The organism is Arthrobacter sp. RT-1, from assembly GCF_003367205.1.
Lineage (GTDB): Bacteria > Actinomycetota > Actinomycetes > Actinomycetales > Micrococcaceae > Arthrobacter.
Map to the genome: position 1 here is coordinate 250,195 of NZ_QRGQ01000024.1, position 16,038 is coordinate 266,232.

Below are 16,038 nucleotides of genomic sequence, written 5' to 3' on the forward strand. Positions count from 1 at the left end.
TCTGCGGCCCGGACCACTCGGCCTGGACAAAACATTGCGTTTGCAGAAACCCATCCCACAAACCCAGGAGTACTTAGACCGTGAAGAGCGCTGTCGAGAACCTCACCCCCACGCGGGTCAAGCTCAACGTTGAGGTTCCCTTTGAGGAACTGAAGCCCAGCATCGACTCGGCTTACAAGACTGTTGCTTCGCAGATCCAGGTTCCTGGGTTCCGTAAGGGCAAGGTGCCCGCAAAGCTCATCGACCAGCGCGTCGGCCGCGGCTACGTCCTGGAGACGGCCATCAACGACGGCCTCAACGGCTGGTACCAGGCTGCCGTGCAGGAATCCGGCATCCGCCCCCTGAGCCGTCCCGAGGTTGAAATCACCGAGGTTCCGGACCCCTCCGCCACGGACGGCGGCCTGAAGTTCGCCGCCGAGGTTGACGTCCGCCCTGAAATCGAACTGCCGGACTACGCCGGCATCAAGGTTGAGGTTGCAGCCGCACAGTCGTCCGACGAAGACGTGGACAAGGCCCTGGACGAACTGCGGGGCCGCTTCGGCACGCTGAAGTCCGTCGACCGTCCCGCAGCCGACGGTGACTTCCTCACCATCGACATCACCGCCACCATCGACGGCGAGGACGTGGACTCCGCAGCCGGCCTGTCCTACCAGGTTGGCTCCGGCACCATGCTCGAAGGCCTCGACGAAGCCGTGACCGGCCTCAGCACCGACGAGGACGCCATCTTCAACACCACCCTGGTGGGCGGCGACCACGCCGGCGAAGAGGCCCAGGTCAAGGTCGTTGTCAAGGCCGTCAAGGAGCGCGAGCTGCCCGAAGCGAACGACGACTTCGCCCAGCTGGCTTCCGAGTTCGACACCCTCGCCGAACTCCGCGAAGACCTTGCCAAGCAGGCTGCCGACTCAAAGGTTGTCGAGCAGGGCGTCGAGGCCCGCGACAAGGTCCTGGACAAGCTCGTTGAGCTCGTCGAGGTTCCTGTTCCGGACTCGGTGGTCGAAGAGCAGCTCGAAGCCCACTTCAAGGAGGGCAACGGCCACGGTGAGGGCGAGCACGACACCGAGGAGCACCGTGAAGAGGTCCGTGCCAACACCGCCCGCGCCTTCCAGAACGAGATCATCCTCGACGCCATCGCTGAGAAGGAAGAAGTCAACGTCAGCCAGAACGAGCTGATCGACTACATCGTCACCACCGCCAGCCAGTACGGCATGGACCCGAACCAGTTCGCCCAGATCATCGATCAGAGCGGCCAGGTCCCCATGATGGTTTCCGAGGTCCGCCGCCGCAAGGCGCTGGCCGTCGTCCTGGGCCAGGCCACCGTGACCGACACCGAGGGCAACGCTGTTGACCTGAGCGACTTCGTGCGCCCCGGCGGCGAAGAAGAAGCTCCGGCTGCAGAAGCCGAGGCAGCCGACACCGAAGCCATCGACGCCGAAGCCACCGGCACCGCTGCCGAGGACGACAAGGCCGAGGCAAAGGCCTAGTCCCACGACGCATGGAACGGCCCCCGGATCGCGAGATCCGGGGGCCGTTCGCGTTCCGGCAGGGCTTCGGCGCGTCTGGTCCGCCGATCGTGCGCCGTCAGCGAACAGCCCTCGGGGCACGAACAAAATGTCGGTGAAACCGGTTAGTGTCCAAGTAGTGATTTTCAGTGATGTCACCGTCACCAGCGAGAGGTAAGTAAACATGTCACAGCACCCAGAGGCCCCCCGGATGGCGACCGTCGATCCTGCAGCCCAGGACAACTACATTTACAACCGCCTGCTGAAGGAGCGGATCATCTGGCTGGGTTCGGAGGTGCGGGACGACAATGCGAACGCCATCTGCTCTCAGCTGCTCCTCCTGTCCGCCGAGAACCCGGACAAGGACATCTACCTCTACATCAACTCCCCGGGCGGCTCTGTCACGGCCGGCATGGCCATCTACGACACCATGCAGTTCATCCCCAACGACGTCGTCACCGTGGCAACCGGCCTGGCCGCGTCCATGGGACAGTTCCTGCTGTCCTCCGGCACCAAGGGCAAGCGGTACGCCACCCCCAACGCCCGCGTCCTGATGCACCAGCCTTCCGGCGGCATCGGCGGCACCGCCTCGGACATCAAGATCCAGGCAGAACTCATCCTGCACATGAAGAAGGTCATGGCGGAGCTGACCGCCGAGCAGACCGGCCAGACTGTCGATACCATCCTCAAGGACAACGACCGCGACAAGTGGTTCACGGCCACCGAGGCCCTGGAGTACGGCTTCTTTGACAAGATCGCCGCGCACGCAGGTTCCGTGTCCGGCGGCGGCGGCACCGCCAACGGCACCTCCGGCGAGACTGCCTCACAGAACTAACCCGGCATCAAGAACACTCAGATCAGGAGCAATGAAATGAACTACAACTTCGGGTGGTCCGCCGGTAATCTTCCGTCCAGCCGCTACGTCCTGCCGCAGTTCGAGGAGCGCACCCCGTACGGCTTCAAGCGCCAGGACCCCTACACCAAGCTCTTCGAGGACCGCATCATCTTCCTCGGTGTGCAGGTGGATGACGCTTCCGCTGATGACATCATGGCCCAGTTGCTGGTCCTCGAGTCCACCGACCCGGACCGCGACATCACCCTCTACATCAACTCCCCGGGCGGGTCCTTCACCGCCATGACGGCCATTTACGACACCATGCAGTACATCCGGCCGGAAATCCAGACCGTCTGCCTGGGACAGGCCGCAAGCGCCGCAGCCGTCCTCCTCGCCGCCGGAACCCCCGGCAAGCGTCTGGCATTGCCCAACGCCCGTGTCCTGATCCACCAGCCGGCCCTCTCCGGCGGCCAGGGCGGACAGGCCTCCGACCTGGAGATCCAGGCGGCAGAGGTCATGCGCATGCGGTCCTGGCTTGAAGACACCCTGGCCCACCACTCGGGCCGTACGTCGGAGCAGGTCAACAACGATATCGAGCGTGACAAGATCCTCACCGCCGATGAAGCCCAGGCATACGGGCTGATCGACCAGGTCCTCGATTCACGCAAGATCAAACCTCAGGCAATTACGAGGTAGCAGTACGTAAAGCGCCGGTGCGGGCCAGTTCATTTGGCCCCACCGGCCTTTTCCTTCCACCCTTGGGAGCCAATGTGACCTAGAGTGGATGTTGTCACAACCGGCCCTCGCGGTCCGGGATAGATTCCAGCAACGGTGCAAGGCTGCCAGGCAGCAGGATACTAAGGGGTTCACATATGGCTCGGATTGGCGAGAGCACGGATCTGCTGAAGTGCTCTTTCTGTGGAAAGAGCCAGAAGCAGGTGCGCAAGCTCATTGCCGGGCCCGGGGTCTATATCTGCGATGAGTGCATTGAGCTCTGCAACGAAATCATCGAAGAGGAGCTCGCGGAAGTCGCTGACCTGGGGAGCTTCGAACTGCCCAAGCCCCGCGAGATTTTCGATTTCCTGCAGGAATACGTCATCGGCCAGGAACCTGCCAAGCGTTCCCTCGCCGTCGCCGTCTACAACCACTACAAGCGCATCCAGGCCGGCCACGCCCCCAAGTCCGGCAGCCTCGCCGACGGCGGGCACCATGACGACGTCGAAATCGCCAAGTCGAACATCCTGCTGATCGGTCCCACCGGTTGCGGCAAGACCTACCTGGCCCAAACCCTCGCCCGCCGCCTGAATGTACCCTTCGCCGTCGCGGATGCAACGGCACTCACCGAGGCGGGCTACGTTGGCGAGGACGTGGAGAATATCCTCCTCAAGCTCATCCAGGCGGCCGACTACGACGTCAAAAAGGCCGAACAGGGCATCATCTACATCGACGAGATCGACAAGATCTCCCGCAAGAGCGAAAACCCCTCCATCACCCGTGACGTCTCCGGCGAGGGTGTCCAGCAGGCGCTGCTGAAAATACTGGAGGGCACCGTTGCCTCGGTACCGCCGCAGGGCGGCCGGAAGCACCCGCACCAGGAATTCATCCAGATCGACACCACCAACGTCCTGTTCATCGTCGCAGGCGCCTTCGCCGGCCTGGAGGAGATCATCGGATCGCGTTCCGGCCGCAAGGGGATCGGTTTTGGTGCACCGCTCAACGAGGCCAGCAAAAAGGTCGATTCCTATGGCGAAGTGATGCCGGAGGACCTGCTCAAGTTTGGCCTGATTCCCGAATTCATCGGCCGGCTCCCCGTCATTACCACGGTCTCCAACCTGGACCGGGACGCCCTGATCCAGATCCTGTCCACACCCAAGAATGCCTTGGTCAAGCAGTACCAAAAGATGTTCCAGATCGACGGTGTGGAACTGGTCTTCGATGACACGGCACTGGATGCCATCGCCGAGCAGGCCCTGGAGCGGGGCACCGGTGCTCGCGGGCTGCGGGCCATCATGGAGGAAGTGCTTCTTCCCGTGATGTTCGATCTCCCCAGCCGCGAGGACGTGGCGAGTGTGGTCATCACCGAGGACGTCGTCCTGAAGGGCGCCGAGCCCACCATGATCCCGCACGCCGCCAAGCGGCGGAAGTCCGCCTAGCCACTGCACGAATTACCCCCTGCCAGCCGTGGCTGCCACCTGCGCAGCCGCCTCCCCCTGAAGGATCCGCTATGCCTGAATCCGTAAAGAACAAGGCCGACTTCTGGTTTGATCCGCTGTGCCCCTTCGCCTGGATCACTTCGCGCTGGATTGGCGAGGTTGAAGGCGTCCGCGACATCGAAACGCAATGGCACGTCATGAGCCTCGCAGTCCTCAATGAAGGACGCGACCTGGAACCCTCCTACCGGGAATCGATGGATAACGCCTGGGGCATGGTCCGCGTGATCATCGCCGCGCAGCAGGAGCACGGCCAGGAGACGGTCAAAGCCCTGTACGACGCCATGGGAATCCTGATCCACGACGCCGGCGAGAAGGACCGGGGCCTCGTGATTACCAAGGCCCTTGCGGAATGCGGACTTCCCGCCTCTCTGGCTGAGGCTGCAACCAGCGACGTCTATGATGCGCAGCTTCGGGCAAGCCACGAGGAAGGCATTTCCCTGGTGGGCCAGGACGTCGGCACACCGGTGGTGGCCTTCAACGGAACGGCGTTCTTCGGCCCCGTCCTCACCCGGATCCCCCGGGGCGAAGAGGCCGGCAAGCTGTGGGACGCCACCACCGCCCTTGCTGCGTACCCGCACTTCTTCGAGCTCAAGCGCAGCCGCACGGAGCGCCCGGAGTTCAGCTGAACCGGCCCCTCTGTGAACATCGAAGGGCCCCGGGAGAACTACCTGCTTGTAGTTCTCCCGGGGCCCTTGCGCTTGGCCCTGCCCGGGACAACAATGGTTCTTACCCACTTCGAAAGAAGCGGGACGCAGGAACCAAAGATTCAGTGATATATATTTGACGCAGCCATCGGCAAAGCCGGATATAAGCTACCAGTGACGAGGTAGGAAGACCTGAAGATCCGAGGATCCTGCCAGACCATTAAAGACGTCACCAAATGGCCGAAAAGTCGAAGCCCCACCAACGGCAAAACGCTGATGGGGCTTCCCCTTTGCCCTCAAACGGGCGGGCTCGGCCGGAAGTTATGCCTTGGCAGGCTCATCCGAAGCCGCGAGGGCCACGTTGCTGACGGACAGTTCGCCCTCGGCCGCCACCAGGGTGATCTCTCGGGCGTTGGAGGCAGCCTTAAGGTCTGAAAGGCCGGCCCGGAGCTGCGCGGTCAGCGCCTCCGGAGCCGTGATGGTGGCCGACAGCACCTCCGTGCGCTGTTTGACCTTTGCCTCGGACTTCGCCTTCCGGACACCGCTGAGTGCAACGCCCACCGTGGCAAGCATGGTGGTGTCTCCGCCCGGAATCTCCAGTCCTGCAGGCCATTCGGCACGGTGGACAGAGCCGTTCCGCCACCAGCTCCATACCTCTTCGGTGGCGAAGGGCAGGAACGGCGCGAACAGGCGCAGCAGGGTGTCAAGGGTGGTGGCCAGGGCTGCGAGCACTGAGGCCTGCTCGGCTTCGCCGGCGGCACCGTAAGCGCGGTCCTTGATGAGCTCCACATAGTCGTCCGTGAACTGCCAGAAGAAGGTCTCGGTGATCTGCAGTGCACGGGCGTAATCGTAGTTCTCGAACGCCTTGGTAGACTGCGCCACAACCTCGGCCAGCTGGGCCAGGACCGCCCGGTCCAGCGGGTTGCTGAGCACCGACAGGTCACCGGACAGCACCGATGCCTCCGTGGCACCCAGGTTCAGCACGAACTTGGACGCGTTCAGGAGCTTGATGGCCAGGCGCCGGCCGATCTTCATCTGGGCAATTTCGTAGGCCGTATCAGCACCGAGCTTCGCTGATGTGGCCCAGTACCGGACGGCGTCGGAACCGAACTCGTCCAGCACGTCGGTGGGGACCACCACATTGCCCTTGGACTTGGACATCTTTTTGCGGTCCGGGTCCAGGATCCATCCTGAGATGGCCGCATGCTTCCACGGGGCGGTGTTCTGCAGCGCATCGGCCCGGACCACGGAAGAGAACAGCCAGGTACGGATAATGTCGTGGCCCTGGGGGCGCAGGTCGAACGGGAACACCTTGGCGAACAGGTCCTCGTCCCGGCTCCAGCCGCCCACAATCTGCGGGGTCAGGGAAGAGGTTGCCCAGGTGTCGAAAATGTCCGCGTCGCCGGTGAAGCCGCCGGGAACGTCGCGCTGGGACTCGTCGTATCCCGGCGCTGCCTCAGCCAGCGGGTCCACCGGCAGCTGCTCGTCGGAGGGCACGATGGGTGCGTCGTAGTCCGGGTTGCCGTCGGCGTCGAGCGGATACCAGACGGGGATGGGCACGCCGAAGAAGCGCTGGCGCGAGACAAGCCAGTCGCCGTTAAGGCCGGCAATCCAGTTCTCGTACCGTGAGCGCATGAAAGCGGGGTGGAAATTGATGTCATGGCCGCGGGAAATCAGGCGTTCCCGGCGGTCCTCGTCCCGGCCCCCGTTGCGGATGTACCACTGGCGTGAGGTCACAACTTCCAGGGGCTTGTCACCCTTTTCGTAGAAGTTCACCGGGTGCATGATCTTTTTGGGTTCGCCGTCGAGCAGATCGGCAGCTTCCAGGAGCTTCACCACGGCTTCCTTGGCGCTGAAGACGGTCTTGCCCGCAATCGCGGCGAAGCCCTCGCGGCCGATGTCAGTGGTGATCCAGTCCGGGGTCTCGGTGACGATGCGGCCGTCACGGCCCACGATCGCCCGGGTGGGCAGCTGAAGTTCGCGCCACCAGGTGACGTCCGTGAGGTCACCGAAGGTACACACCATGGCGATGCCGGAGCCCTTGTCCGCCTTCGCCAGAGGGTGGGCCTTAACCTCCACCTCGACGCCGAAGACCGGGGAGGTGACCTTTTTGCCGAACAGCGGCTGGTACCGCTCGTCGTCGGGGTTTGCCACCAGGGCGGCGCACGCCGCCAGGAGCTCGGGCCGGGTGGTTTCGATGAAGATCTTTTCGCCGTCTTCGGTAAAGAACGGGTAGCGGTAGTACGCTCCGGCAACCTCACGGTCCTCAAGCTCGGCCTGCGCAACCGCGGTACGGAACGTTACATCCCAGAGCGTGGGTGCTTCGGCCATGTAGGCGTCACCGCTGGCCAGGTTGGCCAGGAAGGCGCGCTGGGAGACTTCGCGGGAGGCGTCGTCGATGGTGCGGTAGGTCAGTTCCCAGTCGACCGAGAGGCCCAGCTGCTGGAAGAGGCTCTCGAAGACCTTCTCGTCCTCAACGGCGAGTTCCTCGCAGAGTTCAATGAAGTTCCGGCGCGAGACGACGTCGAAGTCGCGCTGGTTCTTGGCGGGCTGCGCCGGCGGCCGGTAGTCGGCGTTGTACGGAATGGCGGGGTCGCAGCGCACGCCGTAGTAGTTCTGCACCCGGCGTTCGGTGGGCAGGCCGTTGTCGTCCCAGCCCATGGGGTAGAAGACGTTCTTGCCCGTCATGCGCTGGTAGCGCGCCAGGACGTCCGTCTGGGTGAAGGAAAACATGTGCCCCACGTGCAGTGAGCCCGAGGCGGTGGGCGGGGGAGTGTCGATCGAATAGACCTGCTCCCGGGTGGTGTCCGGGTTGAACTTGTAGGTCCCTTCGGTCAGCCAGCGCTGCGTCAGGGCAGCCTCAAGGCCTTCGAGGGCCGGCTTGTCCGGAACGTTGATGGGGGCGGTGGTGGGCGTGTCTGTACCCTGTTTGTCTTCAGCCATTCGGCAATTCTTTCATGTTCTGTTCAATCCCACAGAACGCAGCAGGGAGTAGCGAGCCATAGCGGGGCCGACCGGGCGCAGGTCCTGCTGGACTGCCTTCCAGCCCGTCCCTCCAGATAACGCTGTTTAACAGCCGCCGCGGCCTGTCCGGGCGGGCGCGGTTAGGGTGGTGCCATGACTGATGACGTGCAGAACAAGGCAGCTTTGGTGACGGGTGCAAGCAGCGGCATTGGGGAAGCGACCGTCCGCGCCCTGCGGGCCGCCGGATGGACCGTGTTTGCCGTTGCCCGCCGGGCGGAGCGCCTGGCGGCGCTGGCGGCTGAGACGGGCGCGGTGGCGATCCCTGCCGATATTTCCGAGGACGACGACGTGTCCCGGCTCCTCTCCCAGGTCACCGAAGCCGGCGGCGTCGACACCCTGATCAATATCGCAGGCGGCGCCAGGGGCGCCGACACCATCGGCGGGGCCAGCACGGACGACTGGGAATGGATGTACCGCGTCAACGTCCTGGGGACCATGAAACTGACCCGGGCATTCCTGCCCATGCTGCGGGCCACCGGTGAAGGCACGGTGCTTAATCTGACATCGACGGCGGCGCTGGCGGCCTACGAAGGCGGCGGCGGCTACAACGCGGCGAAGTTCGCCCAGCACGCCATGACGGGAGCGCTGCGGCTGGAGGAAGCCGAACACAACGTCCGCGTGATCGAGGTTGCCCCCGGCCTCGTCTACACGGAGGAATTCGCTCTCAACCGGCTCGGAGACCGGCAGGCCGCGGACAAGGTCTACCAGGGAGTGGAGAAGCCGCTCACGGCCGACGACGTCGCCGACGTGGTGCGCTACGCCGTCACCGCCCCGCACCACGTCAACCTGGACCAGATTGTCATCCGGCCTGTGGCGCAGGCAGCCAACCACAAGCTGATCAGGAAAAGCTGACGCCCTGGAGATACGGGGAATGGCACTGGAGGCCGCGGCAATAGTAGACTCGAAAGACAGCTATGACCCGGCAATCACCGGTGAGCTTCCGGAAGAACACGCGAAACTGCCAGCACGGCGGCCAGCGCCAGTAGAACCGGACGGGTAAGCCCGTCACAGCAGTCAATGAGAGGCCGGAGCTGGGCCCGTTCCCCAGGGAGCGTGCAGCGCCGGTAAGTGAGGTGGTACCGCGGTGAGCGTGCAGTTTCCGGACAGCACGGCAGCCGTCCTCGCATCCTGAACGGAACTGCCCGGCACCTGCCGGCAGTTCGCCACGCTCAACCCAGGATGTCGAGAATGACGTATTACCCCAAGGCCTCAGCCTCCACCAACGGCACCTCTTCCATCGGCCGTGCAGGCGTTTCCGCCTCCGTGAAGTTCCCGGAGATCGAAGAGCGCATCCTGAAGTACTGGGACCAGGATGGCACATTCCAGGCCAGCATCGACCAGCGCAGCGCCGACGCCCCCGGCGGTGAACCCGGCAGCAACGAGTTCGTGTTCTACGACGGCCCGCCGTTCGCCAACGGCCTGCCCCACTACGGCCACCTGCTCACTGGATACGCCAAGGACCTGGTGGGCCGCTACCAGACCCAGCGCGGCAAGCGTGTAGAGCGCCGCTTTGGCTGGGACACCCATGGGCTTCCCGCTGAGCTGGAAGCCATGAAGCAGCTGGGCATGACGGACAAAACCCAGATCGAAGCCATGGGCATCGACAAGTTCAACGACGCCTGCCGGGCCTCCGTGATGAAGTACGCCGACGAATGGCGCAATTACGTCACCCGCCAGGCCCGCTGGGTGGACTTCGACAACGACTACAAGACCCTCAACGTGGAGTACATGGAGTCCGTCCTCTGGGCCTTCAAGCAGCTGCACGAAAAGGGCCTGACCTATAACGGCTACCGCGTGCTGCCCTACTGCTGGAAGGACGAGACGCCGCTGTCCAACCACGAACTGCGCATGGACGACGACGTCTACAAGAACCGCCAGGACCAGACCGTCACCGTCACGTTCCCCATCACGGCGGGGGAGTCGGAGCTCTCACGGCAGCTGGCCGGCGTCCAGGCCCTCGCCTGGACCACCACCCCCTGGACGCTGCCCACCAACGCCGCGCTCGCCGTCGGGCCTTCCATCACCTATGCCGTCCTCCCGGCAGGCCCCAACGGCATTAAGGCGGCCTCGGCCGATGCCCCCGTCGCCGGCAGCTTCCTGCTGGCGGCTGAGCTGGTGGGCGCCTACGCCAAGGACCTGGGCTACGACAACGTCGAGGATGCCCAGGCCGCCGTGGTCTCCACGCACACCGGCGCGGAGCTGGAGGGCCTGGCCTACCAGCCGCTGTGGCAGGACTTCGCCGACAACGAAAAGTACGGCATGGAGAACGCCTGGCGGATCCTGGTGGCCGACTATGTCACCACCACGGACGGCACCGGCATCGTCCACCAGGCTCCCGCCTACGGTGAGGATGACCAGACGGTCTGTGAAGAGGCCGGCATCCCGGTGATCCTGTCCGTCGACGAGGGCGCCAAGTTCCTGCCCCTGTTCAAGCATGGCGACCTGCACGACATCGTGGGGCTGCAGGTTTTCGAAGCCAACAAGCCCATCACCCAGGTGCTCCGCGCCCAGGGCCGCCTGGTCCGGCAGGCAAGCTACGAGCACAGCTACCCGCACTGCTGGCGCTGCCGCAACCCCCTGATCTACCGCGCGGTGTCCTCCTGGTACGTGGAAGTCACCAAGTTCAAGGACCGGATGTCCGAGCTGAACCAGGAGATCAACTGGATCCCCGGCAACGTCAAGGACGGCCAGTTCGGCAAATGGCTGGAAAACGCCCGCGACTGGTCCATCAGCCGCAACCGCTACTGGGGCAGCCCCATCCCGGTATGGCAGTCCAGCGACCCCGAGTACCCGCGCACCGACGTGTACGGCTCCCTGGCCGAGATCGAGGCGGACTTTGGCCGGCTGCCCCTGAACAACGACGGCCAGGTGGACCTGCACCGCCCGTTCATCGACGAACTCACGCGCCCCAACCCGGACGACCCCCGCACCCCGGAAGAGGGCCAGTCCGTCATGCGCCGCGTGGAGGACGTGCTGGACGTCTGGTTCGACTCCGGCTCCATGCCGTACGGCCAGGTTCACTACCCGTTCCAAAACGAGGCCTGGTTCGACACCCACAATCCGGCCGACTTCATTGTCGAATACATCGGCCAGACCCGCGGCTGGTTCTACATGCTGCACATCCTGTCGACGGCACTGTTCGACCGGCCGGCGTTCCGCAACGTCATCAGCCACGGCATCGTGCTGGGCTCCGACGGGCAAAAAATGTCCAAGAGCCTGCGCAACTACCCCGACGTGTCCGAGGTGCTGGACCGCGACGGTTCCGACGCCATGCGCTGGTTCCTGATGTCCAGCCCCATCCTGCGCGGCGGCAACCTGGTGGTCACCGAACAGGGCATCCGCGACGGCGTCAGGCAAGTCATCCTGCCGCTGTGGAACGTGTACAGCTTCTTCACGCTCTACACCAACGCGGCCAACGGCGGCGCCGGCTACGACGCCACCCTGCGCTACGACGGGTACAGCGACACCCTGGACCAGTACCTGCTGGCCAACACGGGCGACCTGGTCCGGAACATGACCGCGCAACTGGACACCTATGACATCTCCGGGGCCTGTGATGAACTGCGCAGCTACCTGGACATGCTCACCAACTGGTACGTCCGCCGCAGCCGCCAGCGCTTCTTCGACGAAGACCGGGATGCCTTCGACGCGCTGTACACGGCCCTCGAGACGGTCTCCCGGGCCGCGGCTTCGCTGCTGCCCCTGGTGTCCGAGGAAATCTGGCGCGGGCTCACCGGCGGCCGGTCCGTACACCTGGCCGACTGGCCCGACGCCGGGTTGTTCCCTGCGAACCCGGACCTGGTCCAGGCCATGGACCGGGTCCAGCAGATCTGCTCCACCGGTTCGTCACTCCGCAAGGCTGCCAACCTGCGTGTCCGCCTGCCGCTGCAGGAACTCACGGTGGTGGCACCCGGTGCCGACGCGCTGGAAGGCTTCGCCGCCGTCGTCGCGGACGAGCTCAACCTCCGTTCCGTGCGGCTGCTCGACGCAGCCACCGCCGCTCCGGAGGAGTTCGGCATCCAGCAGAAGCTGGTGGTCAACGCGCGGGCAGCGGGCCCGCGCCTGGGCAAGAACGTCCAGGCCGCCATCAAGGGCTCCAAGTCCGGCGACTGGTCAGTGGACGACGACGGCGTGGTCACCGCGGGCGGGCTCCAGCTGGAACCCCAGGAGTACACGCTGGAAACCGTTGTGGCCGAATCCGAGGGCGGGTCGGCGTCTGTCGCCGTGCTCCCCGGCGGTGGCTTCGTGGTCCTCAACACCGAGGTGACCCCGGAGCTTGAGGCTGAAGGACTGGCACGCGACATGGTCCGCGCCATCCAGCAGGCACGCAAGGATGCCGGGCTTAACGTCAGCGACCGGATCAGGACGTCCGTCACCGCCCGGCAAAATGTTGTGGACGCACTGCTGGCGAACGCCGAACTGGTCAAGGGCGAGACCCTGACCGTGGACCTGGCAGCCGAACCGGCAGACGTCGAAGAACCGGCCGTCGCCGTCGAAAAAGTGGAGGCCTAGGACATGACCGACGAATTTTCCGTGGAAAGCGTCTATGCGGAGCTTCTGGGGCGGGCGCCCGAAAACAAGATGGAGCCCCGGCTCGCGCCGCTGTTCCGGGCCATGGATGTGCTCGGCGAACCCAACAAGGCGTTCCCGATCATCCACGTGACCGGCACGAACGGCAAGACCTCCACCTCCCGCATGATCGAGTCCGTCCTGCGGGCCCACGGGCTCAGCACGGGCCGCTACACCAGCCCGCACCTGTCCAAGGTCACGGAACGGATCAGCATCGACGGGCATCCCGTCTCAGATGAAACGTTCGTCCGGATCTGGGACGAGATCCGCCCCTACCTGCAGATTGTCGATTCCGAGCTGGAAGCGGACGGGCAGCCCCGGCTGACGTACTTCGAGTGCCTCACCATCCTGGGCTTCGCCATCTTCGCGGACCAGCCCGTCAACGTGGCCATCATCGAGGTGGGGCTGGGCGGCATCACGGATGCCACCAACGTGGGTGACGGCCAGGTTTCAGTCATCACGCCGATCTCGCTGGACCACACCGACCTGCTGGGCGACACCACCGGGGACATTGCCCTGGAAAAGGCGGGCATCATCAAGCCCGGCGGGTACCTCATTAGCGCGGCCCAGCCCCTGGACGCCGCCCAGGTCCTCCTGGAGAAGGCAAAGGACGTGGGGGTGCCGTTCCGCTTCGAGGGCGTGGAGTTTGGCGTGGAGTCCCGCACCGTGGCGGTGGGCGGCCAGGTGGTAACCATCCAAGGCATCGCCGGGCGCTATCCGGAACTGCTGGTGCCGCTGCACGGCGAGCACCAGGCGCAGAACGCCGCCGTTGCGGTGGCCGCCCTGGAAGCCTTCTTCGGCGGCGAAAAGGAACTGGACTTCGAGGTGCTGCAGGAAGGCTTCGCCGCCGTCACCTCGCCCGGCAGGCTTGAGGTGGTACGGACCGCGCCCACCATCATCGTTGATGCCGCCCATAACCCGGACGGGATCAAGGCCTCAGCCGCTGCGCTGCAGGAGGCGTTTACGTTCACGCGGCTCGTCCCGGTGGTGGGTGTGCTGAAGGAAAAGGACGCCGAGGAAATCCTCCGCCAGCTCAAGGAATCGCTGGGCGGCATGGCCGAGGAGTACTGCTTCACGCAGTCGAACTCCCCGCGGGCTGTCCCCGCCGCGGAACTGGCCGAGCTTGCGGTGGACCTGGGATTCGGCGAGGACAACGTCCACATCGCCGAAAAGCTCGACGACGCCCTGGAGTGGGCCGTGGAACGGGCCGAAGCCAACGACGACCTTTCCGGCGGCGTGCTGGTGACCGGCTCTATCACCCTTGTGGCCGAAGCCCGCATCCTGCTCGGAAAGACGGAGGCGTAGGGGATGGCCAAACTGACCAAAGCCCAGCGCGAATGGCGGCCGGGCATGCCCAGGAAGCGCCGCTCCACCAAGGTGATGTTCGCCTCCACGGTCCTGCTGCTGGAAGCCTTCGTGATGTTCTTCGCCACCCTGGCGGTGTTTGGGCTGCGCCGCGGCGAGTTTCCGCCGGCGCTCATCCTGGGCGTGGGCATCGCCCTGAGCGTGCTGATGATCGTCGCCTGCGCGTTCCTCACCAAAGCCTGGGGCGTGGGACTGGGATGGATCCTGCAGATCGTCCTGATCCTGACGGGCATTTTCGAGCCCGCCATGTTCCTGGTGGGGGCCCTGTTCGCCTTGGCCTGGTGGTATGGGATCCGGACCGGCATCAGGCTGGACCGTGAAGCGGCCCAGCGCGCCCGTGAGCAGGCCGAATGGGAAGCCACACACCCGGACCAGGCTGCCGGGCCCGGGCAACCGCAGACCCCCTGACGCGGGGACTCCGCGCAGCGCAGTCCCCGTAGACTTATCCCGAAACCCCACCAACGCATTGGAGCAGTTGTGACCACTGAGCGCACCCTCGTCCTGATCAAGCCCGACGGCGTCGCCCGTAACCTCACCGGATCCATCCTGGCCCGGATCGAAGCCAAGGGGTACACCCTTGCTGAGCTGAAGAAGGTGGACGCCACCCGCGACCTGCTGGAACAGCACTACGAGGAGCACGTGGGCAAGCCCTTTTATGAGCCCCTGGTGGAGTTCATGCTGAGCGGGCCTGTTGTTGCAGCCATCTTCGAAGGCCACCGCGTCATCGAAGGCTTCCGTTCGCTGGCCGGCACCACCGATCCGACAACCGCCGCACCGGGCACCATCCGCGGCGACTTTGGCCGCGACTGGGGCCTGAAGGTCCAGCAGAACCTGGTGCACGGCTCCGACTCCACGGATTCCGCTGAGCGTGAGATCAAGATCTGGTTCCAGGGCTGACCCCACCGAGATGACAGATAAGGCCGATGTTCTTCGTGAACATCGGCCTTATCTGTCATTTCGCGGGCTGGTGCGGACCTAGAACCCTGAGGTACCCGCGAACACCTGGATGAACGCGAAGAAGATGGTGGCGATGACGGCCACGTAAAGAAGCGCGGTAATGATCCAGCCGGAGTCAGCCAGGACGCGGGCAGCACCGGACGGGACGGGAATGACACCCGCGGTGATGTTCCGGATGGTCACCCAGACGAAGAGCGGAATCATGGCCGCCCAGACGATCATGCAGAACGGGCACAGGATGTGGATGTCGTAGAGGGCCTGGGACCACAGCCACACCACGAAGGCAAAGCCCAGCGTGACGCCTGTCTGCAGTCCCACCCAGAACCAGCGGGCAAAAGTGGCCCCGGACAGCAGGGCCATGCCCACGGTGATAATGACGGCGAACGCCACGATGCCAATGAACATGTTGGGGAAACCGAACAGCGAGCTCTGCCAGGTTTTCATGACATCCCCGCAGGAGACCCAGGGATTAACGTCGCACACGGTGGTGTGGTTGGGGTCCTGCAGCACGGCGAGTTTTTCCAGGACCAGGGTCCCGGAGGCGAGCCAGCCGACGACGCCGGTGATCACCAGCAGCCAGCCGAAGGGGCGGTTGCGGGCCATGGTGGGGACGGACGCGGGAGTGCTGTCCGTGGCGAGGGTCCGGTCGGCGGCGTGGGTGTCGCTGGCGGGGGAGATGCTGGGCATTGGTGTGGCGTCCTTTTCGTCCGGTGCTCCTAGCCCGATTGTAACGCCGGAGGCTGGAAGCCATCCCCAGGCAAAAAGGAGAACGGGCCCCGCCTCCGCCGTGATTTAGTCCGGGTATGAGAGAATAAACGTGGCTGGAAGCCGATCCACATTCGGACTCCGGTCCGGTGGCTTGTTCTCAAGACCGCCAATGACGAGCAGGGCAGGCTTCGGAGTGCTTCCGATGCACACTCCCGCGACTCCAT

The 16,038-nt window shown here is 64.6% G+C and carries 12 protein-coding genes; 10 read left to right on the top strand and 2 right to left on the bottom strand.

What is annotated here, in order from left to right:
• Positions 1 to 80: 80 nt before the first annotated feature.
• The 5 genes from tig (at position 81) to DXK94_RS16905 (ending at position 5,173) form a co-directional block, all read left to right on the top strand.
• Positions 81 to 1,481 (top strand): trigger factor, encoded by a 1,401-nt coding sequence (tig, locus tag DXK94_RS16885; RefSeq protein WP_115525816.1) that lies wholly within the window; start codon positions 81 to 83, stop codon positions 1,479 to 1,481.
• 229 nt (positions 1,482 to 1,710) lie between these two features.
• Positions 1,711 to 2,334, top strand: coding sequence for an ATP-dependent Clp protease proteolytic subunit (locus DXK94_RS16890; RefSeq protein ID WP_079596338.1), 624 nt, complete (start codon positions 1,711 to 1,713; stop codon positions 2,332 to 2,334).
• Positions 2,335 to 2,370: 36 nt separating this feature from the next.
• Positions 2,371 to 3,030, top strand: coding sequence for an ATP-dependent Clp protease proteolytic subunit (locus tag DXK94_RS16895; protein WP_079596337.1), 660 nt, complete (start codon positions 2,371 to 2,373; stop codon positions 3,028 to 3,030).
• 176 nt (positions 3,031 to 3,206) lie between these two features.
• Entirely contained in the window at positions 3,207 to 4,487 is a 1,281-nt protein-coding gene (clpX, locus tag DXK94_RS16900) for an ATP-dependent Clp protease ATP-binding subunit ClpX (RefSeq protein WP_079596336.1), read from the top strand.
• 71 nt (positions 4,488 to 4,558) lie between these two features.
• Positions 4,559 to 5,173 carry a DsbA family protein gene (locus DXK94_RS16905; RefSeq protein ID WP_115525817.1) on the top strand — a complete coding sequence of 205 codons (615 nt, stop codon included), beginning with the start codon at positions 4,559 to 4,561 and terminating at the stop codon, positions 5,171 to 5,173.
• A 339-nt stretch (positions 5,174 to 5,512) separates the two neighbouring features.
• Here DXK94_RS16905 and valS read toward each other — a convergent pair whose 3' ends face one another.
• Positions 5,513 to 8,134 (bottom strand): valine--tRNA ligase, encoded by a 2,622-nt coding sequence (gene valS, locus DXK94_RS16910; protein WP_115525818.1) that lies wholly within the window; start codon positions 8,132 to 8,134, stop codon positions 5,513 to 5,515.
• A 174-nt stretch (positions 8,135 to 8,308) separates the two neighbouring features.
• On the opposite strand from valS, the gene DXK94_RS16915 reads away from it, so the two are divergent.
• The 5 genes from DXK94_RS16915 to ndk all read left to right on the top strand — a co-directional run bounded on the left by DXK94_RS16915 (position 8,309) and on the right by ndk (position 15,046).
• A complete protein-coding gene (locus tag DXK94_RS16915) occupies positions 8,309 to 9,067 on the top strand; it encodes an SDR family oxidoreductase (protein WP_115525819.1) in 759 nt (252 codons plus the stop codon).
• 336 nt (positions 9,068 to 9,403) lie between these two features.
• On the top strand, positions 9,404 to 12,727 hold the full coding sequence (ileS, locus tag DXK94_RS16920) for an isoleucine--tRNA ligase (protein ID WP_115525820.1): 3,324 nt from the start codon (positions 9,404 to 9,406) through the stop codon (positions 12,725 to 12,727).
• Between the two features lie 3 nt (positions 12,728 to 12,730).
• Positions 12,731 to 14,089 carry a folylpolyglutamate synthase/dihydrofolate synthase family protein gene (locus DXK94_RS16925; RefSeq protein WP_079596331.1) on the top strand — a complete coding sequence of 453 codons (1,359 nt, stop codon included), beginning with the start codon at positions 12,731 to 12,733 and terminating at the stop codon, positions 14,087 to 14,089.
• Between the two features lie 3 nt (positions 14,090 to 14,092).
• Positions 14,093 to 14,557, top strand: coding sequence for a DUF4233 domain-containing protein (locus tag DXK94_RS16930; protein ID WP_115525821.1), 465 nt, complete (start codon positions 14,093 to 14,095; stop codon positions 14,555 to 14,557).
• 69 nt (positions 14,558 to 14,626) lie between these two features.
• Positions 14,627 to 15,046: a nucleoside-diphosphate kinase gene (ndk, locus tag DXK94_RS16935; RefSeq protein ID WP_079596329.1), complete on the top strand. Its 420-nt coding sequence runs from the start codon at positions 14,627 to 14,629 to the stop codon at positions 15,044 to 15,046.
• A gap of 78 nt (positions 15,047 to 15,124) precedes the next feature.
• Here the strand turns inward: ndk and DXK94_RS16940 are convergent, their stop codons facing one another.
• Positions 15,125 to 15,793, bottom strand: a complete 669-nt coding sequence (locus tag DXK94_RS16940) for a vitamin K epoxide reductase family protein (protein WP_115525822.1) — start codon at positions 15,791 to 15,793, stop codon at positions 15,125 to 15,127.
• Positions 15,794 to 16,038: the final 245 nt, after the last annotated feature.